At 44.7% G+C, this 25,447-nt stretch carries 26 protein-coding genes and 1 tRNA gene; 10 read left to right on the top strand and 17 right to left on the bottom strand.

Features of this window, described 5'->3' with window-relative positions; genetic code table 11:
• Positions 1 to 77 precede the first annotated feature (77 nt).
• Positions 78 to 1,757, top strand: a complete 1,680-nt coding sequence (locus QXH45_03930; protein ID MEM2078395.1) for a type II/IV secretion system ATPase subunit — start codon at positions 78 to 80, stop codon at positions 1,755 to 1,757.
• Here QXH45_03930 and QXH45_03925 read toward each other — a convergent pair whose 3' ends face one another.
• Positions 1,758 to 2,474, bottom strand: a complete 717-nt coding sequence (locus QXH45_03925; GenBank protein MEM2078394.1) for a hypothetical protein — start codon at positions 2,472 to 2,474, stop codon at positions 1,758 to 1,760. It abuts the gene before it with no gap.
• Between the two features lie 88 nt (positions 2,475 to 2,562).
• On the opposite strand from QXH45_03925, the gene QXH45_03920 reads away from it, so the two are divergent.
• Positions 2,563 to 3,531 (top strand): DHHA1 domain-containing protein, encoded by a 969-nt coding sequence (locus QXH45_03920; GenBank protein ID MEM2078393.1) that lies wholly within the window; start codon positions 2,563 to 2,565, stop codon positions 3,529 to 3,531.
• Here QXH45_03920 and QXH45_03915 read toward each other — a convergent pair.
• From QXH45_03915 to QXH45_03905, 3 genes are read right to left on the bottom strand one after another with little or no spacing between them, the layout of a single operon-like run.
• A complete protein-coding gene (locus tag QXH45_03915; protein MEM2078392.1) occupies positions 3,528 to 4,073 on the bottom strand; it encodes a DUF429 domain-containing protein in 546 nt (181 codons plus the stop codon). The two genes, QXH45_03920 and QXH45_03915, sit on opposite strands and share 4 nt — an antisense overlap.
• Positions 4,067 to 5,437 carry an NAD(P)/FAD-dependent oxidoreductase gene (locus QXH45_03910; protein MEM2078391.1) on the bottom strand — a complete coding sequence of 457 codons (1,371 nt, stop codon included), beginning with the start codon at positions 5,435 to 5,437 and terminating at the stop codon, positions 4,067 to 4,069. The genes QXH45_03915 and QXH45_03910 overlap by 7 nt, the downstream gene beginning before the upstream one ends.
• 54 nt (positions 5,438 to 5,491) lie before the next feature.
• Positions 5,492 to 7,015 (bottom strand): AMP phosphorylase, encoded by a 1,524-nt coding sequence (locus QXH45_03905; GenBank protein MEM2078390.1) that lies wholly within the window; start codon positions 7,013 to 7,015, stop codon positions 5,492 to 5,494.
• Between the two features lie 133 nt (positions 7,016 to 7,148).
• Between QXH45_03905 and QXH45_03900 the strand changes: the two genes are divergently transcribed.
• The gene (locus QXH45_03900) at positions 7,149 to 8,615 is read left to right on the top strand and encodes an amidohydrolase (GenBank protein ID MEM2078389.1); all 1,467 of its coding nucleotides are present in this window, start codon (positions 7,149 to 7,151) and stop codon (positions 8,613 to 8,615) included.
• Here the strand turns inward: QXH45_03900 and QXH45_03895 are convergent.
• Entirely contained in the window at positions 8,589 to 8,753 is a 165-nt protein-coding gene (locus QXH45_03895; protein MEM2078388.1) for a hypothetical protein, read from the bottom strand. The genes QXH45_03900 and QXH45_03895 overlap by 27 nt on opposite strands.
• A 49-nt stretch (positions 8,754 to 8,802) precedes the next feature.
• On the bottom strand, positions 8,803 to 10,206 hold the full coding sequence (locus QXH45_03890) for a phosphoglucomutase (protein ID MEM2078387.1): 1,404 nt from the start codon (positions 10,204 to 10,206) through the stop codon (positions 8,803 to 8,805).
• Between the two features lie 167 nt (positions 10,207 to 10,373).
• Between QXH45_03890 and speD the strand changes: the two genes are divergently transcribed.
• Positions 10,374 to 10,739 carry an adenosylmethionine decarboxylase gene (gene speD / locus QXH45_03885; GenBank protein ID MEM2078386.1) on the top strand — a complete coding sequence of 122 codons (366 nt, stop codon included), beginning with the start codon at positions 10,374 to 10,376 and terminating at the stop codon, positions 10,737 to 10,739.
• Positions 10,736 to 11,848, top strand: coding sequence for an NAD(P)/FAD-dependent oxidoreductase (locus QXH45_03880; protein ID MEM2078385.1), 1,113 nt, complete (start codon positions 10,736 to 10,738; stop codon positions 11,846 to 11,848). The genes speD and QXH45_03880 overlap by 4 nt, the downstream gene beginning before the upstream one ends.
• On the opposite strand, the gene QXH45_03875 is transcribed toward QXH45_03880, so the two are convergent.
• Genes QXH45_03875 through QXH45_03855 form a run of 5 tightly spaced genes read right to left on the bottom strand, consistent with a single transcriptional unit; the run spans position 11,790 to position 15,468 of the window.
• Positions 11,790 to 12,302 carry a hydrogenase maturation protease gene (locus QXH45_03875; GenBank protein MEM2078384.1) on the bottom strand — a complete coding sequence of 171 codons (513 nt, stop codon included), beginning with the start codon at positions 12,300 to 12,302 and terminating at the stop codon, positions 11,790 to 11,792. The two genes, QXH45_03880 and QXH45_03875, sit on opposite strands and share 59 nt — an antisense overlap.
• Before the next feature lie 4 nt (positions 12,303 to 12,306).
• Positions 12,307 to 13,365, bottom strand: coding sequence for a thiamine pyrophosphate-dependent enzyme (locus QXH45_03870; protein ID MEM2078383.1), 1,059 nt, complete (start codon positions 13,363 to 13,365; stop codon positions 12,307 to 12,309).
• A gap of 2 nt (positions 13,366 to 13,367) precedes the next feature.
• Complete coding sequence (gene porA / locus QXH45_03865; protein ID MEM2078382.1) at positions 13,368 to 14,621, bottom strand: pyruvate ferredoxin oxidoreductase; 1,254 nt, start codon at positions 14,619 to 14,621, stop codon at positions 13,368 to 13,370.
• A 3-nt stretch (positions 14,622 to 14,624) separates the two neighbouring features.
• Positions 14,625 to 14,906, bottom strand: a complete 282-nt coding sequence (locus QXH45_03860) for a 4Fe-4S binding protein (GenBank protein ID MEM2078381.1) — start codon at positions 14,904 to 14,906, stop codon at positions 14,625 to 14,627.
• A 4-nt stretch (positions 14,907 to 14,910) separates the two neighbouring features.
• Entirely contained in the window at positions 14,911 to 15,468 is a 558-nt protein-coding gene (locus QXH45_03855) for a 2-oxoacid:acceptor oxidoreductase family protein (protein ID MEM2078380.1), read from the bottom strand.
• Between the two features lie 129 nt (positions 15,469 to 15,597).
• On the opposite strand from QXH45_03855, the gene QXH45_03850 reads away from it, so the two are divergent.
• The 5 genes from QXH45_03850 (at position 15,598) to QXH45_03830 (ending at position 18,448) form a co-directional block, all read left to right on the top strand.
• On the top strand, positions 15,598 to 15,849 hold the full coding sequence (locus tag QXH45_03850) for a 4Fe-4S dicluster domain-containing protein (GenBank protein MEM2078379.1): 252 nt from the start codon (positions 15,598 to 15,600) through the stop codon (positions 15,847 to 15,849).
• A gap of 5 nt (positions 15,850 to 15,854) precedes the next feature.
• Positions 15,855 to 16,964: a 2-oxoacid:acceptor oxidoreductase subunit alpha gene (locus tag QXH45_03845; protein MEM2078378.1), complete on the top strand. Its 1,110-nt coding sequence runs from the start codon at positions 15,855 to 15,857 to the stop codon at positions 16,962 to 16,964.
• Positions 16,955 to 17,785, top strand: coding sequence for a thiamine pyrophosphate-dependent enzyme (locus tag QXH45_03840; GenBank protein MEM2078377.1), 831 nt, complete (start codon positions 16,955 to 16,957; stop codon positions 17,783 to 17,785). The genes QXH45_03845 and QXH45_03840 overlap by 10 nt, the downstream gene beginning before the upstream one ends.
• Complete coding sequence (locus QXH45_03835) at positions 17,782 to 18,315, top strand: 2-oxoacid:acceptor oxidoreductase family protein (GenBank protein MEM2078376.1); 534 nt, start codon at positions 17,782 to 17,784, stop codon at positions 18,313 to 18,315. Before QXH45_03840 ends, QXH45_03835 begins: the two co-directional genes overlap by 4 nt.
• Before the next feature lie 60 nt (positions 18,316 to 18,375).
• Positions 18,376 to 18,448, top strand: a tRNA-Ala gene (locus QXH45_03830).
• 2 nt (positions 18,449 to 18,450) lie between these two features.
• On the opposite strand, the gene QXH45_03825 is transcribed toward QXH45_03830, so the two are convergent.
• From QXH45_03825 to QXH45_03800, 6 genes are read right to left on the bottom strand one after another with little or no spacing between them, the layout of a single operon-like run.
• A complete protein-coding gene (locus tag QXH45_03825) occupies positions 18,451 to 18,870 on the bottom strand; it encodes a Tfx family DNA-binding protein (protein ID MEM2078375.1) in 420 nt (139 codons plus the stop codon).
• A gap of 15 nt (positions 18,871 to 18,885) precedes the next feature.
• Positions 18,886 to 19,299 (bottom strand): DMT family transporter, encoded by a 414-nt coding sequence (locus tag QXH45_03820; GenBank protein MEM2078374.1) that lies wholly within the window; start codon positions 19,297 to 19,299, stop codon positions 18,886 to 18,888.
• A gap of 9 nt (positions 19,300 to 19,308) precedes the next feature.
• Complete coding sequence (locus tag QXH45_03815) at positions 19,309 to 19,830, bottom strand: DUF2299 family protein (GenBank protein ID MEM2078373.1); 522 nt, start codon at positions 19,828 to 19,830, stop codon at positions 19,309 to 19,311.
• Positions 19,831 to 19,888: 58 nt separating this feature from the next.
• Positions 19,889 to 21,103, bottom strand: a complete 1,215-nt coding sequence (locus QXH45_03810; GenBank protein ID MEM2078372.1) for an FtsX-like permease family protein — start codon at positions 21,101 to 21,103, stop codon at positions 19,889 to 19,891.
• Entirely contained in the window at positions 21,103 to 24,660 is a 3,558-nt protein-coding gene (locus QXH45_03805; protein ID MEM2078371.1) for a hypothetical protein, read from the bottom strand. The genes QXH45_03810 and QXH45_03805 overlap by 1 nt, the downstream gene beginning before the upstream one ends.
• 5 nt (positions 24,661 to 24,665) lie before the next feature.
• On the bottom strand, positions 24,666 to 25,388 hold the full coding sequence (locus QXH45_03800; GenBank protein MEM2078370.1) for an ABC transporter ATP-binding protein: 723 nt from the start codon (positions 25,386 to 25,388) through the stop codon (positions 24,666 to 24,668).
• Positions 25,389 to 25,447: the final 59 nt, after the last annotated feature.

Raw genomic sequence — 25,447 nt, 5'->3', positions numbered from 1 at the left:
ACCTAAGAGAATTATTAACTCGTTTACTTAATAAGTTTTTATAGTTTTCGCGTATATAATAGAGAGTGGTTGGCGAAATGAGTTCGAGCGAGAAACCAAAGCAGAAATTTTCCTTAGCATCGATTTTAACTCTTCGAAAAAAGCCCAAGAAGACTCTGGGGAAGGAGGAGAAGAAGCTCTCCATAGAAAGGGTCATGCCCGTCGAGGAGCCATTAAAAATCGTTGAAAGAGATCAGAGCTGGAGAGTTTTAGAGTCGTATTATGTTTATAAGCCGTTCGTGAAGATCACAATCGCTGAAACGCCAACGGGTCCGATGTATTTTGTTGAAGAGCAGGGTTTAACCCCTGAGGATAAAAGCGTTCTGTCCAAGCTTGCGGAGATATTAATGGATGAAATACACCCCCCATCTAAACCCGAAGATATAAGGGACTTGAGGGCTTACGTTTTCAAGGAAGTTGAAAGAATCGCCGAAAAGTACAGAGACAAGCTCGGACTGGTGGGAGCTAGAAGGATCAAAGTCTTCTACTATGTTGAGAGGAACCTGTTGGGTTATGGTTCGATAGATCCATTTCTGAGGGATCCGAATATTGAAGATTTGTCCTGCAACGGGGTAAATGTTCCGATATTCGTCGGGCATAGGAAATACGAGAGTATACCATCCAACATTTCGTTTTTGGATGAGGAGTATCTGAATGAATTGATTATGAAGCTTGCCCACATGTCTGGAAAACATATTAGTATCGCGTATCCTGTTTTAGATGCAATGTTGCCCGAGAAACATCGTGTCGCAGCCACTTATGGACATGAAGTATCGGTTAAAGGACCTTCATTCACGATTCGTAAGTTTAGAGAAAAGCCTTTCAGCGTCATCGAGCTCATAGAGCAAGGAAATATCGATAGTTTAACGTCGGCATACATATGGTTGCTCCTCGAGCATGGAAAAACGTTCATGGTCGCTGGAGGCACTGGTACAGGGAAAACGACATTGCTGAACGCATTATCGATGTTCATAAAACCAGGTATGAAAATCGTTACGATTGAGGATACACCGGAGTTGAATCTCCCGCACGTGAACTGGGTCCAATTGACCAGCAGGGAGGTCTATATCGCGGGTGCACAGTCTCTTGGAACAAGCGTGAAGCTGTATGATCTCGTTAAGCTTAGCCTAAGGTACAGGCCCGACTATATAATTGTTGGAGAGGTTCGAGGAGACGAGGCATTCGTCCTATTCCAAGCGATGGCCACGGGACACAGTGGAGCCTCGACGATCCATGCGGAAACTTTAGACTATGCGGTGAAACGTCTAACGAGTCCGCCCATGAACATTCCGCCAACCTATATGAGGCTTATGAACGTTTTCATGCATGTTCAAAGAGTAATTACAAGAGTAGAGAAAGGAGTAGTGAAAGTTAGACGCAGAATAACGGTTGTTCAAGAGGTAGAGGATTTCGAAAAATACATAAAAATCTCCACCTGGGACCCCCGAACGGACTCCCACATCGTGAGTCTCGATAGAAGCATCCACTTACAGGATATAGCGGCAAAGAGGGGGCTAGATGTTAGTGATTTAATCGAAGAGGTGAAAAGAAGGAGCACAGTCCTAGAGTGGATGCTGGTCAAAGGCATTAGAGACGCCTGGGACGTGTCAAGGGTGATATTTGATTACTACTATGAACCAATGGTGGTGTATGAAAAGGCCAAGGCCGAACTGGAGGAGCTCTTAAAGAAAGAAGCAGTCGAAATGCCAGCCGAGTAGTTATTCCATTAGGCTTGTTTTCAAATTAATATTCAATTTCAAATCAAAATTATCCCTCAGCAACGGTAGATCATTCCTTAAAGTCTCCGCAAGCTCGTCCTCGAGACATTTTCCGAAAATCCCCTTCTTTTTCAATATGATGCTTATCGTTAAATCGTTGCCAACGATCTCATAGGTTAAATCAACGATCCTGCAACCAAAAGCCTCGGCGGTTTCAACTGCTATTTGGCGAAACTCTTTTTTGAATTGTTGAAGCTTATCGGAATCTATTGCAAGAGCTCCGCTAGGTATTTGAGGCACTTTTTCGAGCGGCCGCCTAGCAGTAGAGGGTTCTCTCACTGGTTCCTGAGCAGGTGTTGTTTCCTCCCTGCTCTCTCTAATTTCGAAAACACGGAAAACAGAATCCGGTCTAGCGACGAGTTCTAAGAAGAGGTTGAGAGAATCCTCACCCGCCCTCCTTTCTCCCGTCGTAGAGTCGATGTAGAGTGTTGAGGCCACTTTACCATTTTCGATTAAAACTGATATCCTTCCCGTTTCAAAATTGCTTGTTAATAGAAAGGATCCGCGATTTCTCTTGCTCAGAAATTCTTTAAATCCCGAAAGCCCTCCTGTGATGGTTTCGAGGTATTTAGCCCGCAGTAGCAACTCTGCTTCGTAAGTAACGTCACCAAGCAAATGTAGCTTCTCCTTGTCTACGGGTACCTCATTGGTTGCCAAAGAGCACTCCTCTAAAAGCTTAGTAAATTTGTCAAACCATATATAAAATACATTGAGAATTTATTAAATACTCTATGGCGGATTATCCATGAAAGAGCTGCTAATTACCCATACAGACATGGATGGTGTTGCCTCAGCAGGGCTTTACATATACCTCAACCGACCATCCTACTACCATGTTCTCTATACTGAGCCTTACCTGATGAACAAAGCCGTTAAAAAAGCCCTTGAAATAGGATGCGACAAGCTAGCCGTCTTCGACATAGGCATTAATCCTGTTGTATACGAGGAAGTCCTGGAGGCGATAGGGTTCTTAGCGCGTAAGGGAGTTGCAATCGAGTGGTATGATCATCATGTGTGGGAAGAGAAGTGGAAAGAGGGCCTGACTCTTAGAGGCGCTCATTTATACATCGATAGATCGACATGTGGAGTTGGAGTAGTAGCGAGAAATCTCTCCCCTACTGCCGAAGGTAGCGTTGATTATTTAAAGAACATGGTGGACGGCGTCTGTGGGGGCGATTTATGGAGATTCGACCACTGGTTATCGCCCTTCTACATTAGATTGGTTAGAAGAAGAGACCCTATTGCGTGGAAAAACAAGGTTGTAGAAACTATCTCAAAAGGAGTCTATTGGAATGATGAGTTTTCACTAAAGGTTCTTAAAGAATTAGAAGGCGAACTAACTGCTCTGAGTAATATATCTATAAATCCCGACACAAAAATCATCAAAGTCAACAACTTCAAGGTAGGGATTAGGTTGATCGACGATGACGTTGAAAACAGTTTCCTAGCCTCACTCATTTTATCCAGGGCAAACCTTGACGTAGTCGTAATCGCGTCTCGCGATGGAAAATTAAGCATTAGGAGCACGAGTGTGAACGTAAGGGATCTCGCAGTAGCTTTAAACGGGGGTGGGCATACTAGGGCTGCAGGAGCCAAGGTTAACATCCCCGTGATTGTTAGATTGCTCTCGAGGTTGACGCCCAGGGTTTTCACCGAGTACATTGCTAAGCTCGTGGAAGCCAACGCCGAGTACTTAAAACGGTTAGAGGATTAAACCCGACATAAAAGTGGTAGCAGATGTATTTCACCATCGTCTTCTCGTATGACCGTGGATATCGAGCGGTAAGATAAATAAGAGACAAGTGAGGCAATCAAAGCATCAACAAGGTGTTTATTTTTGATATTTTCGGGCGGATTTTTTAACCCGAACGCCCGTAACAAGTTCCCATAGTTTCCACACCCGCTGGATTTTAAGGCACTTGAGGGATGAGTCTCTATGAAACGAGTAATGATTAAAGACTCTTTGATCTTCAAGGCTCTTTCCACTAATTCTTTCATCCCCCTCCAAGTTGAAGGGAAAACTTTATAGCCGGCCCTAATCAAGGCTTTATCCACGTTCCTGAAGGGTTTTCCCGTAAAGGTTAATGGAGCGTCAACAGCCACCAGAACTGGTTTAAGGGTTAAGATCGCGTCGACTATTTCGGAGTCGTCAAAAACGAGATCAAGGGACAACATCTCCCTGTCATCATTGATTGATGCGAAACCGGATGGTCTAAGAGGCGAGGCTGAAAGGTCTAGCCCCGCGAAAACTACCATTTGACTTTTTGACCTCTATTGAATCCTATTGTTCTAGCATATTCTTCAATTAGGTTTTCGACACGGGCAATCCATCGAGGGAGCTCTACTGGAGATTTAGGATATTCTTCACTGTGAAGTTTGGTCAATTGATTCATATAGTTTCTAACTATTCTCAGCTGATTTAGCAGGCTAGGCCTCCCGAGCAACTTGATCATTGAGCTTACGGTGTGCATTATCTTCTCTGCTAGCTCGCCCTTTACGCCCAGGTCATACACGGAAGAGCCATCTACAATCTTGTTCCTCATAATCCATTCGAAATCATTATTGGTGAGTTTTTGTAAGTACATCCTGAGAACATCTAGGCCTGCCTGTTTCGCCCCGTATGCCTCCATATACTTTATATTGGCCTCCCAGGTCTTATCCTCCCTCACCTCCCCTGCCTCTAGAGCGTTTCCAATATAGGTCGACACTATGTAGGCTGCTTCAAGACTGGATCCTATTCCACCACCGTGAACCGGGTTCACGGTGTAAGCAGCGTCGCCGACGACCCCCACGTTTCTCCAGATTAAAGTGGGGAGAGGCCTCCTTGTTGGAACTATTCCCCCTCCAGAATGAATAACTTCTCCCTGGAACCTTGATTTCAGGAATTTTTCATAATTATGCCTAGGATTGTACTCCCCGTTCCAAACCACTCCCAAACCCACATTAATCACGTAGCCGCTGTCGGACTTTGGGAAGAGCCACCAGTAACCGCCTGGTGAGATTTGCTGATTGAGGTAGATCAACGCATATTTCGAGTCTTCCTGGTCAATGGGGGTTTCTCTTCTCACCACCTCCCTGTAAGCGATGTTGAAATCCGTCATATAAGGTCTATCAGCAATAGGCCAAGCATCCGGTAGCTTTGTCCTTAAAGCCGGCTTTGCTCCGCTGGCATCAATAAATGCTTCCGCCTTTAATTCTACTTTGCTTCCTCCCGTTTTCTTTGCTATTAGAGAATCCACTCTCTCGTCTTTTAAAACAACGTCTACCAGTACATGAGATTCGAAGAAGTCTACGCCTTTATCAATGCTGGTTTGTAAAAGCCACTGTCCGAATTTAATTCGGTTTACGCTGACCCCTTTTCCCGGTACTATTATACTGTGCTCCTCGCTTGGACTATATATCTTGACTCCGTCATAAGTGTAGTCGATTACATTACTAGGTATCTCAAGACTGATCTTTTCGAAATGGTGGACTCCTATAGCATCTCCACATGTCTTATCGCCGACCCTATCTCTCGGCTTGCTTTCAATTATTGCTACTTTGAACCCCTTTGAGGCGAGGATGATTGCTGACTCTAGCCCTGCGACTCCTGCACCAACAATTATCACATCATATTTCAATTCGAACCCCGGCTAACACTATATGTATTGTTTAAATAAAAAACTTAAGGAGAGCTATGGGAGGGTTTTAAGCAACATTCCCTCAACTATTACAGGGTGGTATTGAGAAATCAGGTTTATGGCGGTTTCAAGCCTTGATGCACTATTACTGTATAGAGTTATCAACGGATCGCCTTTATTCACCCTATATCCGACTTTCGCGTGGAGTTGGACCCCAGCCCCTTTATCGTATGGGGCCCCACACGCTCTCGCAAGCGTAGATATTGCGGCATTGTCCAAGTGGGTAACAGCCCCCTCGATAGGGGAAGTCAAAGTGTAGGAGTGTTTTCCAACCGGTATTTCATCCGGTTTCACCGAGGGATCTCCACCTTGTGCTTCAATTATCTGCTTAAACTTTTCATAGGCTTTTCCGGACAGGAATATTTCTCTGGCCACGTCCTCTCCGGCTCCTTGAGGAACTCTCCCACCCAACTCTAAAACCAATCCTGCAAGCAGGATTGCCTTGTCAACGAGGCTTCTGCTACCCTTTCCAGTCATCAACGCTGATAAAGCCTCTCTAGCCTCCAAAGCAGGCCCTGTTGTCATCCCAATTGGCTGTCCCCCATAAGTTACAGCAACTCTAATGTTGACGTTCATTTTGCTTGCCTGCCTTATGAAAACACCGGCCATTTCATCCGCTTTAGAGACCTCCTGAACCTTAGCTCCCCGTCCGGTGGGAATATCTATTACTAATCTCTCAATACCCATCGCTATTTTCTTAGATAAAATGCTGGCAACCATCTGGTATATGGGGTCGATGGCGAGTCTCCTCTCAATGTTGACGAAAATATCATCAGCGGGTGCCAGGTTTAGCCTTCCTCCCCACGCAAGCACACCCTTGGTTTTCTTAACTATTTCCTTGATTTCATCGATGGTCAGGTCAACTCTCGCTAAGACCTCCACGGTGTCTGCGGTTCCAGCAGGGCTTGTTATAGCTCTACTGCTAGTCTTAGGGATTAGTAGCCCGGATGCAGCAACTATGGGCACCGTTATTAAGGCTACCTTGCTGTTACCCGGTACACCCCCCACACTGTGGACATCACTCGCTGGTTCCTCAAAAACAATCCTGCTTCCCGTTTCCACCATGGCTTTTATTAAGTAAGTTAATTCATCCTCACTGGGTTCGTAAAATAATTGGCTTACCAGAAAAGCTGCTATTTCAGCCTCTCCATAAACCCCAGACACTATGTCCCTGACTATCTCCCTATAGTCTGACTCTTCCAGCCTCTCACCCTTTAACCTCCTCTTAAGAGCTGGAAAACTAGGGGGGATGCTTAACGGTTTTAATCCGACTGACTCGTCCCCCTTCAAACCTATTGCTTGTGCCAATTCGCTGGAGATAAGGATGGCTCCTGCGGTCGTCATTGTTCTGGTTGTTACTGCTACCCCTGTCCTCTGCTTATCGCCATGGATCACCATTAAAATGTTTCCAGGGGTTATGCCTAGCTCTTGCGCGTCTTTATCATTTATTATAATAGTGGGTTTGCCAAAATTCAAATCCAAAACATTCACTTTGTACTCCTTGGAGACGTGTCCCATGTTTCCCACCATTCTTGGAAAGGGTAAATTTTAATTATTTTTCTCCCAATTTAAAAACTTCTCTCAATATACTTTATTATTTGGTATACTTATGATACTGGTATACTCTCCATTAGGGATATACCTTTCCTTTATGCCGCTTGTTAAGGCTGAATCAGTGCTAATTGGGAATGGAAGAGTATTGGCCGCAGGGGACTATGAAAGACTCGCGCGTTTGCCTAGTGTAAAAGAGGAACTTGTTTCGAAGAAGCCTCTTGGGCCCGGGTTTATTGATGCACATTTACATTTAGACTCCTTGGGGTTTGAGCTTTACAGCGAGAAATTGGTTGTAGATAACATACGATCTTTAATCGAGAGTCTCAAGAACAAAGAGCCCATGGTAGGTGGATGGCTTCTCCCGGGTAGGGTAGACCCCTCCAAGCTCAAGGAGAACCGGCTACCTACCAGGTTAGAGTTGGACGAGATATCTCGTGAAAAACCGATCCTAATAATTCACCAATCTGGTCATATGGGGGCTCTGAATACGAAAGGATTGAAAATGGTTCTCGAAGTTATGGGAAAAAGAAGCGAAATAGACTACGAGAGAGGCTATGTGTATGAGACAAGTCTATGGGGGATACTGGACTTCATACGTAGAACAGCCACTGACAAAGACCTCGAAGAATTTTTCGAGAGGGCTTACGAATTATTGAGAGAAAAAGGGATCTCAGCTATAGGGTTGGCCGGTATTAGAATGCGCGAATTCGAACTGTTACTAAGCTTTTACAAAGAAAATGTAACAAGGGTGAGAACATACGTATATCTCTTAGCCGATGAGGTCCTCTCCCGATGGAGAGAGGTAAAAAAGCTTCTTGACACGTCGCTTCCGGAGAGGTTGAGATTAAATGGGTTGAAGATTCTCATAGATGGAGCTCTAGGACCTCGAACCGCTCTGCTTAGTGAAGATTACAGCGATGCTCCAGGAGTTAAAGGGCTTAAGAATGTTTCCCCTGAATTCATGGTCGAAGCATTAACGCTAGCCGAGGAGCATGAGCTTCAATTAGCGATGCATGCGATTGGGGACGCAGCATTAGACATGGCGTTAGACGTCTTAGAGAAGAGCAGAAATCCCGGGATACATAGGATAGAGCACGCTAGTCTGGTTAGAGATGATCAGTTGGAGATGATAGCCAGGTGGAAACCCTTGCTTGTTGTTCAACCACGCTTTATAATAAGTGACAAATGGATACTTTCCCGGTTGGGGGTTGAAAGAGCTAAGTGGGTTTATAGGTTCAAAACCCTTAGAAAACTAACTACGGTTGCATTCTCAACAGATGCTCCAGTAGAGCCGGTGGATCCATTCGAAACCATTTACGCAGCGGTTACAAGAGGTCTGCGCGATAATGTGGATTATGGTTATGATCACATGTATGAAGCTTACACGCTGATCGAAGCCCTGGATGCTTACACTCGTGGAGGAAGCCTCGCCTTAAGGGATGAGAGGCTAGGATGTTTACTGCCAGGATGTTACGCCGACATCGTTGAATACTCGAACGACCCTTTACGGGTCTCAGATGTAACTGAAATAAGATATTTAAGCGCTAGGCTCATTCCTCTTTGATTTCTTCAAATCCGGTTTCTCCTCTCCCTCATAACCCTCTCCGAGAATTAATCTTGCGCTTTCGCGGAGGCTGGGCTCTAGATCCTTCAGGGCCTTCTCCACTATCTTCTTTCTCCCGGGGTCTCTTGGAACAGACATGCCTATCAAAAAATTTATTCGTAACTCCTTCTAATAAAACTACTGAGGATCAACCATATGTGACTTCAACTATTTTTCCATCATATTGCTTAACGATGCTCAATATTTTGCTCTCGATCTTAGACATTATCTCGTGAAGTCTCTGTTTAGTCTTGGCTTCGCTGTAGATTCTTATCTTTGGCTCCGTGCCGCTCATCCTTATCAAAAACCAGGAGTCATCGGAGTAATCACACCTAACGCCATCGATCGTCAAAATTTTCTCCGGCTCTCCCAATGAGGATACTACCTCCTCGACGAGGGTATTGTAGATAGCTTCCCTTAAAGTAGGTGGCCAGACTACATAACTCCTCCTATCCCACGGGTAATCCGGGATTCCTTCCTTCTTTAATAGCTTCGCGATCGTGGATGCGTTGTCTAATAACAACGCCTTGGTCAAGAGACCCACTTGCAGGACTCCATCAACCCAAGGACCCCATGAGGTAAGGATCAGTTTCCAAGGCTCTCCTGCCATTACGACTTGGCTTGAACCGAGGTCCTTTAATCGTTCGTGAGTTTTCCCGAGCAAATACTTCTCAACTCGCCCGCCCATCATCTCAACGACGTCGTCCACAGCTCTTCCAGTGTCCACGGAAACTATTACAACCCCCTTCTTCTCTTCTAAAGCCTTCTTGGCGAAGAGAGCGAGAATTCTGTCTTGTTTTATAAAACCCTCCACGGGGTCAAGCACGGCCAACCTGTCAGCGTCTCCATCGTGGGCGAAAATAGCTGATGGACTTAATTCTCTCAGCATTTCAACATAGTGCTCGAGCACATCTTTTCTCGGCTCAGGCGGTCTATAGGGAAAGAACCCATCGGGGTTGCAGTTAATGGTGAACGGCTTTCCACCAAGGCTCCTTATGATTTTAGGAGATACTTCATAGGATGCTCCATTTGCACAATCGAGTACGAAGACCTTATTGGTCTCTAGGCCACTAGTCCCTAGAAAGCCCACTAGGCTTTCCACATAATCTTTTACAATGTTCCTTGATATCTCTAACCCACCAACACTATGCCAAGGAACCAAAGAGATTTCCTTATCAATCAAGTCCTCCACTAACGCTTCTTCTCGCCTAGTGAACTCGTATCCTTCGGGGTCGTAAAACTTAAACCCATTATACTCCGGTGGATTGTGACTCGCGGTAATGCTCACGCCAACTCCCTTGTTCCTTCTCGCGGCGAAACCAGCCACTGGGGTGGGGGCCACTCCTCCTAGATAGACATTTTTACCAGACGCCATTAGACCCGATGCAAAGGAGAGGGTTAAAAGCTGGCTAGTAGTTCGAGTGTCATGAACCATGTAATAGTCTTGAGATAATCCTAACGTCCCCAAGACCGTTCCAAGTTTCAACGCCAGAACAGGGTTTAGAGGTGTCGGATACTGGAGTCTTATCCCGGCTGTTCCGAAAAGCCTCATTTTTCTCACATGAAGTGGTATAATATGAGAGTAATAAAATCTTGAAAATCTTATTTTCCGTGATCAACCCCCCCGGGGTTTTCTGATCTTTTTCTATATGAGGGGTGGGGGGTAATATTTATAAGGAGTCAGGGGTTAATTTTTCATAGAAAGGGGAGGGGTAATTTATGCTTACCTTAAAAAAAGTTGTTGGAAAACATGTTTATGGAGAGGTTTACCAGTGTGACCCCGAAGTTCTCAGCGACGAGAAAGCTTTGGAGAGGATCGTGAGAGACGCGGCTCGTGAAGGCAATTTAACTCTACTAGACGTGAAAGCCTGGAAAATAAACCCTGGAGTAAGCATTGTTGGAATAATACTGGAGAGCCACATTTCAATCCATACCTGGCCAGAGTACGGCTTTGCGACAGTCGATGTATATACATGTGGTTATACATCCGACCCTATTAGAGCCTTTAAATATATTGTTAAAGAATTAAAGGCTAAAAGATATACGATAAAGATCTCGTCTAGAGATTTTGAGGATAACGAATGAAAAAGGATCTATGTGTGATCGGTGCTGGACCAGCAGGATTATTCGCCTCGCTTCACATTAAGAGTCGAGACGTATTTTTGATTGAGGAGCATAAAAGTCTCGGACATCCACTCCACTGCACAGGATTAGTTGGTCTAGAAGTAAAAGAGGTCATTCAACAAAAGCTATCCAGAAAACTAATAGATGGGGTTTATAATGAAATAGAATTCAATATAATAGGGCTCGGGAAGTTTAAAATATCGATGTCTCTTCCATTCATTTTTCATATTAATCGATCTGAGCTCGAATGGAAATTGTATGAGAAAATATCTTCTAGAGCGGAATTATTGAATAATGTAAGAGGCAAACCAGGAGACAAGTTAACTAAGATCATACTCAAAGATAGTGAGGTCGAATGCCAAGATGTCTTGGCAAGTGATGGAGCTCTAAGTATTTTCCGAAGAAAGTACTTAAAAAGTAACCCTTCCTTCTATATAGGTTTCCAGGGTTTGTTTAAAACGAAAAATACCCCTTCGAACAAAATTACAGTGACTTATATAAATAATAACCATTTGCTTTTTCATTGGATTGTACCACTTGATCATGATTTGGTTTTATCCGGTTATATCTCTAAGAAACCTCTTTCTCAAACCATTACTGAGAAACTAATGATTATTAACCAGTATCAGCCTGTTGAGAAAAAAATCTACTTTGGAGGACCTATACCGGTCGCGCCACCCCTAAAGAGACCCGTCCTCGGAGGGCACTTGTACTTCTTTGGGGACTCCGTCCCGTTGGTGAAGCCGTACACAGGGGGCGGACTCTACAATATCGTACGCTTATCCCCTAGTATTGCCAAAGCACTGGATGAGGAGAGCCCTGAGGTCTATATCAGAGATTATTTGAGAAAAACCTATATCAATTTGAAAGCTGAGTACCACTTAACTAGGCTTTTCGAACAACTCAGGTACTGGATTCCAGCCCCCTTTGTATTTTTTTCAAGCAAACTAGGGTATCTGATGCCAGAGGATTATGACAACCATTTCAAAATATTATTGAAAACGGTTCCTTTCACGCTTCTCGCCCCTCTGTACCTACTCTCATATACGCGTCGCGGAAGATTTCAATGAACGTTTTCAGAGATTTTTTCATGTCACCTGTGAGTTCAATTCCGTAATCCAAAGAAAAGGGTGTAACACCTATTATGATCACTTTTTCCACATTGAACTCTTTTTTCAATATATCAAGCACGGTTCTTAACGGGAGAGTGTGAGTCGTGAAGAGATATTTTTCATTCACTAGTGAGTCATCATTTACAAGGAGCAGTGTCCCTGGAGGATCGTCTTGCGAAATTATGGCGTCTATTATTAAAATATTCCTCGCGCCCTTTTCCTTAATCTCAGTTAAACACGATTCAATCCCATATTCGCATTTTACGCAATTAATCCCCATATTGTTTAGCTCATCGCAAGCAGCTAGACCAAAGGAGTCATCGCTCTTCAAGGGATTCCCTATGCCGAGTATAAGGGGTTTTTCTCGAAGAAAAAAGGCGAGTAAGTTAGTAAATTCCTCTTTAATACTCATCAACCTACCTTGGAGCGTTAGAGGCTCTTCGGAGCAGGTCTTCCCACACTTTATCAACATATTCCTGGAGTTCTCTCAGCTTCTCCCTATTCTCGGGCTTCATGAGGTGTCTAAATCTACCTTGAACTTCCACGAACTTCTCTATAGGCTGCTTAAGTGATGGATTTCTCGCTATCACCAAGCTTCTATCAGTCAACATGTATCCATTCTCAGGAGTCCACTCCCATAGTGGGAAGTAGCATGTGTCAACGGCCCTTCGCAAGACTTCTATGCTTATCGCGTTTTCATGCCTCCATCCCCTGTCACAGCTGCTTAATGAATGTATGAATGCTGGTCCTACTACTTCGATTCCTCTTCTAACTTTCTTCATGAAATCCATCCAGTGAGCGGGCGTCGCTGTCGCTACGTACGGTATTCTATGAGCAACCATGATGTCGGCTATAGGCTTCTTGTTCTCGGGTTTTCCGGGGATGACCTCACCGGCTGGTGACGTAGTTGTGGATGCGTATTTAGGAGTTCCACCGCTTCTTTGTATTCCAGTATTCATGTATGCTTCATTATCGTACAAGATGTATAATACGTCGTGCCCTCTCTCTGCCATACCACTTAATGCTTGGAATCCGATGTCGAATGTTCCACCATCACCGCCGAAAACAACTACATCGACATGTTCATACGGTAGCCGACCAGTCTTCTTCATAGCATTTATCGCCGCTTCAACTCCCGAAGCAGTTGATGCGGCGTTTTCGAAAGCGTTGTGAAGCCACGGTACGGCCCAAGATGTAAATGGGAATATTGTTGATGCCACCTCAAGGCACCCAGTTGCGTTTACAACAATAGTCGGCCCTCTGAACGCGAAGCTTGCGAGTTTAACTACTATTGGAGCTGCACAGCCAGCACACAACCTGTGTCCCGGAAGTAGCGCGCTCCTCTTCTGCTCTGCAACCTGTCTGAGATTGAAATTCAGTGGTATTTCTCCTTTCCAACCCGGTTCGAAAATCCATAACTTGTAAGCCGGTTCGCCTTTTTTAATCGGGAACTCCGGTAGCGTTTTAACAACCATCTCTACCACCTCACCCCTAAATACCTAATCTTATTTTCAACACGACCCTTTCTCACGTCTTCCTTAACCTGTTCTATCATATTCGCCACCATGTCCTGGGTCAAGTCTCTCCCTCCAAGCCCATACACGTAGTCAACTGTTAATGGTCTATCGCTTAAATCGTATAGACTGCTTACAATATCCTGATATAGGGCTCCATAGCTCCCTGGCCCTATTGCCTTATCCATTACTGCCACAACTTTGACATTGCTAAGTATTTTTCCAACATCCTCGTACGGGAACGGCCTGTATAATCTTATCCTGACCAAGCCTATCTTTTCTCCTCTCTCTCTGTATTTTTTGATGACGCTCCTAATGGTTCCGGCACTGCTTCCCATCGCGACAACAGCGATCTCTGCGTCCTCCATCCCATAAGTCTCTATAACTCCATCACCGTATTTTCTACCAGTTAATTCCTGCCATTTCTCGTTGACCTCTCTCACTACTGCTGGAACGTTTTTCATAGCCTCGACCTGTTGGACTTTGTGTTCAAAATAGTAGTCGTACAGGTCCAGGGCCCCGAACGTGAGCGGTCTAGCTGGGTTTAGCATGTGTGGTACTTCTTCATCGTAATAGTCTACTTTTACTCTTGCAACCTTTCTGTACCCGCCGAGAAAATCAGCCACTGCTTCATCAGGCAAAATCCGGATATTCTCCAGTGTGTGACTGAGGAAGAAGCCGTCGAGGTTGACAGCTACTGGTAAAAGCACTCTCTCATCTTCAGCTATCTTGAATGCCTGGATCGTAGTGTCGTAACTTTCTTGGACGTTTTCAACGAACAGTTGAATCCAGCCACTGTCCCTCATCAAGTATGCATCGCTGTGGTCGTTATGAATGTTTATCGGTGCTGACAACGCCCTATTCACGACGGCCATGACTATCGGGAGTCGCATGCCTGAGGCTATGTACACGATCTCAACCATTAGTGCCAGACCTTGTGAAGAGGTAGCGGTGAAAGCCCTGGCTCCGGCGGCAGCGGCTCCGACACAAGCGCTCATGGCCGAGTGCTCTGATTCAACTGGCACGAACTGAGTGTGAACGAGTCCATCCGCGACGAATTCTGAGAACTTCTCCACGATAATAGTTTGCGGTGTGATTGGATATGCTGAGACTACGTCAACGAGGCTTTGTTTGACTGCATACGCTACGGCCTCGTCACCGTTAACGTTTAGGATTTCTTGTGTGTGGATTGGATACTTAATCATAGTCTTACTCACGGCTTACACCTCCTCGAATTCTGGAACCATTGAAATCGCCTTGACTGGGCATTCGTGGGCACATATCCCGCAACCCTTGCAGTAGTCAAGGTTGACCTGTATTTTCTCCCCATCCCATACGATGGCCATGTCAGGGCAGAAAAGCCAGCACAGCATGCACTTAGTACACTTATTGTGGTCTACAACAGGCTTAAGCGCTCTCCAATCGCCTGTTTTGACATCGGTCGACAGCCTGTAGGCTAATCCCCCTAATGGGAGCTCCTTCCAACCTCTGGGAGCACTCATCCCTTCACACCTCTACAGCGTTTTCATATGCTTTCTTAATAAGTTCGATGTTCTTATCTGCAACAGGACCCTTGAATCTTTCCTTTATTGCTTTTTCAACACTATCCCACGATACGATACCGCCTATTCTAAGGAGACCTCCTATCATTGCCGTGTTTGTAATGTTGACCTTCAGTATTTCAAGTGCTAGCTTCGAAGCGGGAGTCAGGATTACCCTGTAATCGCCCTTCTTGACACCTATCTTGGCGAGGAAGGACTCCGGGGTTCCAACGTAATTTGATACTATTACGCCTCCCTTCTTCAATCCCTGAACTATAGCTGGAGAGAGTAGTGTGTGATCCAACACTATCACGACATCAGGGTTATAGATCATGCTGTGGATCTCTATTGGTTCATCGCTTATCCTAGTGAAGGAAAGCATCGGGGCTCCTGAGCGCTCTGGACCGAACGCTGGGAAGCTTTGGACGTATTTTCCTTCATATGAAGCCGCCATGGCTACTATATTGCTCGCAGTCCAGGCTCCCTGTCCACCTCTTCCATGCCATCTCATTTCAATCATCATTCAAGCATGCACCTCTTCAACAATACTTACGATAACAAAGGTAAATAACGTTATCCGATCTATATTTTTCGAATACTTTTATACCTCTACATACATTTCATATATACCGCTACTTCAGTGGTGACCTTATTGTCGAGCGCTTTACCTCTGATATCTAAAGAAAACCCGAGACACCGGGTCAACGTTATAGTTGACAGGTGTAAAGAGTGTGGTTTATGCATTAACGTATGCCCTACAAAAGTTCTTGCTAAATCAAGTTTTTTAAATAAAAACGGGTATCATCCACCCGACCCCGTGAACATTGAGAAATGCATAGGGTGTAGGCTTTGCGAGTATAACTGTCCGGATTTCGCAATATTTATTGAGGTGTTAGGAAAGTGAAAAGGATGTTCGCGTCAGGGAATATAGCAATAGCAGAGGGTGCTATGACTGCTGGTTTGAAGTTCTACGCTGGGTATCCGATAACTCCGAGCTCTGATTTGATGGAGTACTTAGCAGAGAAACTCCCTCAAAGAGGGGGAGTAGTTATTCAAATGGAAGATGAGATAGCATCAATCAACGCTATTATAGGAGCGTCGAATGCTGGAGTAAAATCCATGACGGCGACCTCCGGTCCCGGATTATCATTAATGGCGGAAGGAATAGGGTTGGCAGTGATAACGGAGACCCCTGTAGTCATAGCACACGTTATGAGGGCTGGGCCGAGCACAGGTGTGCCTACGAAAACAACTCAATCAGACATCTTCATGGTTAGATGGTTGACGCATGGAGACTATGTAATCCCTTCATTTGCGCCCTGGAGCGTCCAAGAGGCGTATGATTTAACCATCAAAGCGTTTAACACTTCTGAAAAACTCAGAACGCCTGTATTCATATTATCCGACGCTATTCTTGCACATGTTTGGGAGCCTCTTGTCGTCAAGGAACCTGGTGAAGTTGAAATAATCAATAGGAAGACTCCAAGGAGTAAGGAGGAGTACTTGCCTTACATGGCAGAAGACGATATGATTCCCCCAATGGCGCCTTTCGGACAAGGATACAAGGTTTTAGTTGAATCACTAGTTCATGATGAGAGGGGTTATTACGCGCCGAATAACGAGAAGTATAAGAGTCTCGTGGCGAGATTATTCAACAAGATCAGTAGTAATGTGGACTGGATTTTCGAGCATGAGGAATACTTCCTGGATGATGCGGAGACCGTGTTTATAGCGTTTGGTTCAGTAGCTAGGACTGTGTTTGCACTTACTAAACACTTAAGAAGCAGTGGTTATAGAGTGGGAATGTTTCGCCCCAAGACCTTGTGGCCGCTCAACGAAAAGGTTTTCAAGGAGAGGATAAAGGGGAGGAGAATTATAGTGGTTGAGAATAATTTGGGCAAACTAGTAATGGATGTTGAAAGAATAATGTGTGATAGAGAAGTACATGGGGCGTCAGTGCTCAACCTGGAATCTCCTACCTTGAAAGAAATTAAGGAGGTGGTGATGCAGTGGCTTTAATAGGTAAAACCCACCCGCTAGACCCTCATTTGAGAGCAGATCGGATCCCCACGCTGTATTGCCCGGGGTGCGGCCTGGGGATAGGTCTGGGAGCTATGCTACGTGGATTGCAGAAAAGGATCGATGAGGGATCCTTGAATCGTGATAAGATTTTATGGGTTGGTGGGATAGGTTGTTCGGCAAGGCTGACCTTCTATGTGAATTACGATTCAGCCCATGTACTTCACGGTAGGGCTATTCCATTTGCCGTCGGGGCAAAGCTCGCGAATCCAGAGTTAACGGTTGTTGTGGTAGGAGGAGACGGGGATATAGCAGGAATAGGTGGGAACCACTTAATGCACGCGGCAAGGAGAAACATCGACATAATTACCGTCATGTTCACAAATTTCGTCTATGCTATGACTGGGGGTCAAGTGGCGCCAACAACACCCCTAGGCGTTAGAACCACAACGACTCCTCTCGGAAACCCTGAGCCGCCGTTGGATGTTGTGAAAGTTGTCTCATCGCTTAATGCGAACTACGTAGCGCGAGCAAGCATAACGACTCCTCACTACATTGAGCAATACTTCTACAAAGCACTGGGAATGAAGGGTTTCAGATTTATAGAGGTCGTCAGCACCTGCCCTGAAATATATGGAAGGCACATTGGGTTGAGAGACCCCGTTGAAATGTATAATGAGCTGAAAAAACGCGTTATATACAAGCCGAGACCAACGCTTGACGAAGCGGTGATTAGTTGGGAGAAGGGAATAGTTATAGGAGAGTTTGTGGTCAAGGATAACCCAGGGTTTATCGACATCTTACAGGGTGGGAGTAAGTGAAGACAGAGATAATTATAGTTGGAAGAGGTGGCCAGGGAGTCTTATTGATGGGCAGAGTACTCGGGTTAGCGGCTAGTAAATACGCTGGTTTATACGTAGTTTCCACGGAATCATACGCAAGCGAAACTAGGGGCGGCGAAAGCAGGGCTGAGGTTATTATTGCGAGTGAGATGGGCGAGATAGATTATTTGAAGGTTCAAAATCCAAATATCGCTGTATTCATGTACCCCTTTAGACTGGATCAATATTTGAAAATTCTGGGAAGAGAGAGCTTAGTATTCATCGATAATCAAATAGTCCCGGAGGATAGGTTTACGGGACTCAACGTCAAGAGTCAACCATACTCCAGGATAGCTGAGTCCATAGGGTCTCAGAGAGTAACCAACATGGTCATTCTTGGACACATGTTGAGGGTGACCAGCATAATGGATGTGTCTTATGTTGAAGAAGCCGTCAAGGAGAGTGTCCCAGAGAAATGGATAGAATTGAATATAAAAGCCCTCAGAAAGGGATACTCTTTACCAGCATAATTTTGCCTCAGAAAGCGAATTAAAAAGCTTATTAATTCTTAGAAACATGCGATTTCATCGGGGCCGGTAGCTCAGCTGGAAGAGCGCTGCCCTCGCAAGGCAGAGGTCCCGGGTTCAAATCCCGGCCGGTCCATTTCAACCCACCATTCTTATAGACCCATCTTTCATAATCAAGATCTTAATTCTTCTTGATGTTCTAATTCCCCTTTGACCAGCCATGTAGCGTAGCATGTCGTAGATCATCGTGAAGTTAGCTCTCAATTTGACACCAAGTTCATCGGCCTTTCTCAACAACATCCCTGGCACGTCGACGAGATGAGTACCTGGTTCTACTACGATTTCTCCGGCAGAGTTTAATTCGTAAAATACTTGGAGAGTTTCCTCAGCAAGCTTGATTTTCCTCATAGCGGCTCTTTCAAGAGCTGATACATTACTCCTGGCGGTTCCAAGGATCTCGGCAATTCTGGATTGAGTATAGCCTTGAAGCCTGTATTTGAGTACCGTGTACTGCTTCTCAGTTAGCAAGCCGTATCTCTTCCTAGACGTAGTAGACATCTAGTCCACCCTACTTTACAGGCTCATTAACAGGACTCCGAAAACAGCGAGTAAAACCCCTACTATTTGCAACATCGATAGTTTTTCCCCAAGAATAATCAGCGATAGGATAAAAGTTACAACCGGATATACAGCCGTTATCGCTATTACCAAGCTAGCCTCTCCTTTTTCAAGGGCTTTCACCATGAACCAGTATCCCACGGTGCCAAAAACACCCGCGACGATTGGGAGGTAAATTTCTTTTAGAGGGTTTGCCCTGATGGATGTTTTCATTGTAAGGGTTAAAGCCGTAGCTGCGACAAACGATCCGACGGTGCTCAAGTAATATGTTGTTACCGTATTGTAGTAGTTGTTGGAGATTTTCAACAGAACACCCCATATTCCCCATAATAACAGGGAGACAAGTGCGTATGCGAGCCAGCTCGTCATTAAAACCCCTCAAGCGTAGGGTTGAATACGCTTCCTACCCTCGTCTGGAATAACTGGATACCATTCATTGAATCCAGAGATTATTGCAAAATACGTATTGAGAACACGCGCAACCAGCCTCATGAAGTATGGCTTCCTGTAAGCCTCTATCTCCTCGTTGAACAAGACCAGGAGGATGCTCATAGCCTGAGGGTCCACCATGTTCGGCTGTACAGTTATCTGGCAATCAATGCAAACAGCGAGAGCCTTTCCAACTATGTTTGATATTACGCGCAAGCGTTCAGTAGCTTTCAGCTTTTCGAGCTCCCTTTTGTGGTCTGGAGATATGCCAATGCCAAGTACTAATAGAACTCTATCTTGCTTGTCAACGGGGTTTATAATTTTGAAGTTGACGCTTGGATGTCCCGGCGTGAACACGTCAAGCCCCCAGGAGATTTTTGCCTCCGGCGGGGCTTCCAGCCTTCTAATCGTGAACGATTCTTCAACAAGCCACTTGCTTATCATATCATATATGTTGCTTGCCAAAAACACTCACCTTTTCACAATCCCATTTTATAAATGATGTTGAATGCTAAAAAGAGCTTTCCAATTACTCGTATCTCAGCGCTGCGGCTGGGGGTATCTTCATAGCCCTGTATGCTGGAAAAGCGGCTCCCACGATGCCCACGAGAATCGTTAAGAGTGTTGTTCTTAAGAATAAAACCGGAGAAAGGTCTGGGAAGGCTTCAATTCTAATCGCGAATGCACCGCCGGTAATAGTGAAACCATACTTGGATAAGAGGTGGGCGCCGAGAACTCCTAGTGTGGAACCTATTACGACTCCAATCATACTCATTAAAACTCCTTCCAATATAATAAGGAGTAGGATTTGTCTGTCTTTGAACCCTAGGGCTTTCAGAACCCCTATCTCTCGTGTTCTTTCAATGACGCTAGTTATCATTGTTGATGCGGTTCCTGCTACCGCTACTGCGAAGGCGGATAACGTAGCCGCGAAGGTTATGAAATCCACTGTCTTGATAATGCTCATCGCAATCCTGGCTATTGCTAAGAAGGAAATGGCATCAACGCTTCCCCCATAGATCTCTCGAATCCTGCTTGTAATGTAATCGACGTATGAAGGGTCTTCAGCAAGTATTAAGATACCGCTCCAGTCTTTGATGTTCAAAACTCTTTGAACAGTCTCAATAGGGGTGAACACGGTTAGATCCGGGTTCAAGAATGCCGCTCCACCGTATTTTTCTAATATTGCTGAGACAACGACGTTTAATCTTTTCACTTGGACTCTACCCCCCTGTCCAACCTGATACACGGTAATGTATAGAACATCACCAACATCATATCGCTTGGCCCCGGAGGAGTCATAAGCAATAGAGTAGCCGATCATTGCCCTACCTACTTCGGCCTCTGAAGGAGGAGTGCCTTCTCTTACCTCCAAACTAACGATCGCCCTTAAAAGGAAGTCCGAATCCACAGCGTAAACGAACACGGTTTTTCTCTCTCCTCCAATAGTTATTTCTCCCTGCGTGGTATAGAAGGGAACCGCGTCAACTACTCCGTCTATTGATCTAAGCAATAATAGGTCGTCCTGCGTAAGCTTGTAGTTTTGCCCTGGAGTAACTACAATGAGGTTTTGTCCCAGCCCAAGAATGCTTTGAACAATGTAATTTCCGTAACCACTTGTAACGCTGGAAATGGTTATCAACGCTAAGGGACCTATAGCTATCCCTATTATGGTTAATATGGCTCTAACCTTACGCTCTGAGAGAGTCTTAGTGCTCAACCTAATCATATCAGTTAACAACATCACCGCTCGACCATTGTAATCTTGTACTTGCCGAGGAAACGATATATCAACGTAAAGACTCCTATCAGGAATAAACCTACAATCAAGATCACTGCAACGTATGGTATTTCCACGTGACTAGGCGTAGTAGGTGTTGTTTGAGGTGGTTGCACTACAGTTATGGACAACTCAACGGCGTGGTAATACTCAACATTGAACATGTCTCGATACGTGATCTCCAAGTAGCATGTTTCATTTACTAGAGAAACATTCTTCATTTCAAGCCTGAAAGGTGATTGCGATCCAGGGTCTAGATCACCTATTAAAGTCCTTACCTCTCTTCCACCGTATTTTAGAGTAATTAAAATACTCTTGGCTTGCGAAACACCCGTATTATAGAGAATACCATTAACGGTTAATACGCCGCTTGAATACCTCGAATTAGTTTCCTCCCCTACCTGGATGTCGATGAACGGCTTGATCATTGCGGCTAAGGATGAATTCAGCATCCTTACGTAGCCTGAAGAGTCCTTGTAGATGATGGTAGCCATGAAGACAGCTGATGAGGGTGTTGCCGTGATGCCGCCACCCAAGCTTATAGAGACGGGTGAGTAGACAACGTTGTATCTGACAAGACTCTTGCTATATCCGGGTAACGCCGGGATATACTTAACGTTTCCCAACGGAATAGCGTTCCCAGTGGTTGGAGCCAGAGCCAAGTATACCTCGTAAACAGTGTGTGGAGAAGGGTTATTGACCTCTACGTCTACAAAACCGGTTCCGTTGTTGAAGATTATTAATGGACTTGTAACGTTGACCTCGATCATAGGTGGACTCCCTCTTATGATTAAGGGGATGTTTATCTCCACGTTGAAGTTGGAACCCCAATGGTCAATGAATTCTAAAGTTCCTAGCAGGGTGAATTGATCATCATTTAATTCGCCAAGGTTAATACTTAGTAGGAACGTGAGTATGTCACCTTTTCCAAACGTGGCCGCTCCCTGAAGAGTTGGTGACGGTGGAACACCGCCATACAAGTATTGAAGAAGCTGGGTGAGTTCGGGCGGAACGCTGACTCCGCCTGCGAGTTTTACAGAGGATACTATAGTGTAATTATTGCCTGTAGCTGCGTCAACAATTCCTGGAGGCAAAGCGACCTTGAGAATCGGATTAACCATTGAGGGGAATTCATTATTTCTCAAGGCTACGAAGTATCTAGCACCTTTGTAGGGCAAGTATGGTTCCCCGGATAACCATCCATAGCTAATCAAACTTATAGCTGATGTTAAATTCATAACATTGAATTCTATGGGGTTTGAAACCACTTTTTTAACACCGCCACCAGCCGTCTGCAAGTAGTACTGAATAGTAACCTCTCCAGTGTAGGTCCCCGGGATAAAGGCTTCATCTATATCTAGTGGAACATTGAGGGATATCTGCTGAAGACTTTGAATTGGTCCTGCAAAGTACACTCTTGAATCATAACCCTTTGAGACATTGATTCCTTTGGGAAGCTTTACCTCCACCCATATTGAGTAAACTGGGTATGGCTCTAGATTCACAATACTCAAGTAGAATACAGCATTGCTGGAGCCCGGATAGACTGGGTTGTTATTAAGCCATCGGCTTTCAGAAACCACGAGGCCTTCTCCGGCGGGGAAGGGAGACAAGGGTAATGAAACATGCTCCGTAGACTCGAAGAACGTAACCGTGTTGAAAGCATTAACAAGGTAAGAGATCTTGACTGCAAATTCTTTAGTCCCAGCGCTAGAGTTCGTTAGATCAAGGTAGAATATGGCGTTGCAAATATCTCCAGGACCCAGTGGATTCATGCAATAGAAGTTCGGGTTTAATAGGGCCACATCGTTCACAAGCGGTGACAAAGATACTACCGCATCAGTAATGGTGAAGAATCCATTATTCTGAATTGATATTGTTAAGGGCGCTCTAGAATGTCCAGGATAAACGTAAGACGGCGAACCCTCTCCCCAGTAGTAATTTAGTATTTTGACATCGGGCCTGAATTCGTTCAATGCGCTAGGATCATTGATCGTTACGTTGAATATTAGAGTGATGATAATGTAGGCTGTCGATCCATCTCTATTTACGAGGAACCCTCTAATCTCAAGGGTCGAGGTGTATGTGCCAGGAAGGGCAGTAGAGCTTATGGAGATATTCGGGACAACTATCTCAATTATAGAATACGGGTTGATTACGATATTGTAGACTGATGCCTGAGATGGGTGGAAAACATTAGGCAAGCTCACCGTAGCTACGGCATCCCTAATGCTGAACGAGTGGGGATTCACCAGAGTAATTATTAGATTGTTATTTGACGACGATGGATAAGCGTTGAAGGAGGACCAATCAGCTCCTACAACATTAACCCTAAACCGGCTTTCAACCACCGGGATGTATAAATGAATAAGGAGAGATGCTGGATAGGAGGCTCCCTCCCGCGTGATTTGCGCGTGAAGGTGTATGTGAACAACAATGTAATCAATGTTGTCGTTAATTGATAACCCTTGAATTATTAAGGAATATGTGTCGTAATAATTCAGTACGGCATTCAATTCCCCAATTTTCGTCGAGCTCCCGTTTTCAAAACTTCCATTCTCAACTTCGACTTTATAGTAAATAAGGTTCGTAACTCCCGGCTCACGCGATTGAATTAGTAGTCGAATCCCTGTGTTGTTCAAACCAGCTACGACAGCGTCAGCTGTCAACCCATAATCCAACAGATCCATACGTATCTCAGGAGCATCGCTGATCTCTATCGTTAAAGATAATGTAGAGTTAGAAGAGTATCTAACCCCGTCATCAGTGATGAGCGTGGCGTTTAGTAGTATTTCCACAGGATAGATTCCCGGTTGGGCTTTTGGATCGATGCTTAATCCTTGAACGTATATGATTGTAGTTTCCCCGGGCTGAATATTCACTAGACTTAGGTTTGACGTTGATGGAGTCACTACATCCGGTAAGAGAACGGTGGCATATAGGGAAAGGATGGTTGTTGGACCCGTGTTTCTCACTCGCACGGCGAGTCCAATGTTGGACGAACCGGGATATCCATACGGTGTCAGGTAGGCGGTTTCAGCCTTTAGACTTAACTCGGGATAACCATGTATTTCTATGGAAATTGTGAGTAATGTAGACGTCAAACCTTGCCCAGATATATAGTATGATACATTCATGAGTAGCTGATAAGTACCGGGTTGCGCTTCAGTACTTACGTCAACGTTGAAAACGAATCTAACGATCTCTCCTGGATTCACTGCATTAACTGGCTTATTTTCAGTGTCGTAACCGGTTGAGCATTTATTAATCATAGTTAAATCTAACGGAATCGATTGGAAGCATGCAAATGGTGAGTTCGCAGTGTACGCGCCATTATATCTCGCCTCTATCACTAGTTTCGCGTTCTTGCTCCCGGGATAAACGGGGGAGTTCGCACTGGAGGCGAATGAAACATTTTCCACAATCCATGTTTCAGAGTTTCCTGTGGAAACGATCATAGTCAATGTTGAGATGAGTATTAACAATACAAGCATTGAGTATAGGCTTGGAGCTAATCTCATATTAATCACCCTTGAACAGTGTACAGGATGCACCTTTCCCTCTCTGGCTCATTAGTTGATATGATTGAACCATCTCTTATAATAAAGATTTTGTTGGTACAATTGGCAATCTCAGGGTCATGGGTAACAATACATATTGCTATCCCGGTTTGATTCAGCTTTAAGAAAGTTTCTAAAACCAGCTTTGCATTTTTCCTATCTAAGTTGCCAGTGGGCTCATCGGCGAGGATTAACTCTGGATCTCCGACAAGAGCTCTTGCGATGGCAACTCTTTGTTGCTGGCCACCGCTCAGCTGGTTAGGTTTTTTCCGAAACCATGCTTCATCTCCGCCGACTGATCTTATAGCCTCTGAGGCCTTCTTCACCCGAACCGGTTTGGCCACTCCTCTAGCTATTAAAGGGAGTTCAACGTTTTCGAGAACAGTTAATCTATTGATAAGGTTGAATTGTTGAAACACGAATCCAATCTTCTTATTCCTTATCTCTGCTATTTCGTCACTCGATAACTTAGTAACATCTTCTCCCTCGACAAATACGGCTCCAGAGGTTGGTTTATCAAGCAATCCCAGCACGTTTAAAAGCGTGGTCTTGCCAGATCCGCTGGGACCCATGATGGATATCAGATCTCCCCTTTTAATCTCCAAGTTGATGTTCTTGAGAGCAAGAGTCTCTACGCTTCCAACTTTATAAGTCTTATAGACATTGACGAGTCTAATTATCTCTGACATTTATCTCCCTCGATTTCTAATGAAAAGTATAAGATGATAGGTTTAAAAATATATTTCAA

Source organism: Thermosphaera sp. (genome assembly GCA_038827615.1).
Lineage (GTDB): Archaea > Thermoproteota > Thermoprotei_A > Sulfolobales > Desulfurococcaceae > Thermosphaera.
This window is presented reverse-complemented; position numbering and strand designations above follow the sequence as displayed.

Coding starts and splice junctions, on each gene's coding strand:
- QXH45_03845 (MEM2078378.1), top strand. CDS start 15,855: ATGTTCGCGTCAGGGAATATAGCAATAGCAGAGGGTGCTATGACTGCT.
- QXH45_03805 (MEM2078371.1), bottom strand. CDS start 24,660: ATGAGATTAGCTCCAAGCCTATACTCAATGCTTGTATTGTTAATACTC.
- QXH45_03920 (MEM2078393.1), top strand. CDS start 2,563: ATGAAAGAGCTGCTAATTACCCATACAGACATGGATGGTGTTGCCTCA.
- QXH45_03860 (MEM2078381.1), bottom strand. CDS start 14,906: ATGAGTGCTCCCAGAGGTTGGAAGGAGCTCCCATTAGGGGGATTAGCC.
- speD (MEM2078386.1), top strand. CDS start 10,374: ATGCTTACCTTAAAAAAAGTTGTTGGAAAACATGTTTATGGAGAGGTT.
- QXH45_03900 (MEM2078389.1), top strand. CDS start 7,149: ATGCCGCTTGTTAAGGCTGAATCAGTGCTAATTGGGAATGGAAGAGTA.
- QXH45_03820 (MEM2078374.1), bottom strand. CDS start 19,299: ATGACGAGCTGGCTCGCATACGCACTTGTCTCCCTGTTATTATGGGGA.
- QXH45_03810 (MEM2078372.1), bottom strand. CDS start 21,103: ATGTTGTTAACTGATATGATTAGGTTGAGCACTAAGACTCTCTCAGAG.
- QXH45_03800 (MEM2078370.1), bottom strand. CDS start 25,388: ATGTCAGAGATAATTAGACTCGTCAATGTCTATAAGACTTATAAAGTT.
- QXH45_03915 (MEM2078392.1), bottom strand. CDS start 4,073: ATGGTAGTTTTCGCGGGGCTAGACCTTTCAGCCTCGCCTCTTAGACCA.
- QXH45_03930 (MEM2078395.1), top strand. CDS start 78: ATGAGTTCGAGCGAGAAACCAAAGCAGAAATTTTCCTTAGCATCGATT.
- QXH45_03870 (MEM2078383.1), bottom strand. CDS start 13,365: ATGGTTGTTAAAACGCTACCGGAGTTCCCGATTAAAAAAGGCGAACCG.
- QXH45_03895 (MEM2078388.1), bottom strand. CDS start 8,753: ATGTCTGTTCCAAGAGACCCCGGGAGAAAGAAGATAGTGGAGAAGGCC.
- QXH45_03890 (MEM2078387.1), bottom strand. CDS start 10,206: ATGAGGCTTTTCGGAACAGCCGGGATAAGACTCCAGTATCCGACACCT.
- QXH45_03880 (MEM2078385.1), top strand. CDS start 10,736: ATGAAAAAGGATCTATGTGTGATCGGTGCTGGACCAGCAGGATTATTC.
- QXH45_03825 (MEM2078375.1), bottom strand. CDS start 18,870: ATGTCTACTACGTCTAGGAAGAGATACGGCTTGCTAACTGAGAAGCAG.
- QXH45_03855 (MEM2078380.1), bottom strand. CDS start 15,468: ATGATGATTGAAATGAGATGGCATGGAAGAGGTGGACAGGGAGCCTGG.
- QXH45_03875 (MEM2078384.1), bottom strand. CDS start 12,302: ATGAGTATTAAAGAGGAATTTACTAACTTACTCGCCTTTTTTCTTCGA.
- QXH45_03905 (MEM2078390.1), bottom strand. CDS start 7,015: ATGGGACACGTCTCCAAGGAGTACAAAGTGAATGTTTTGGATTTGAAT.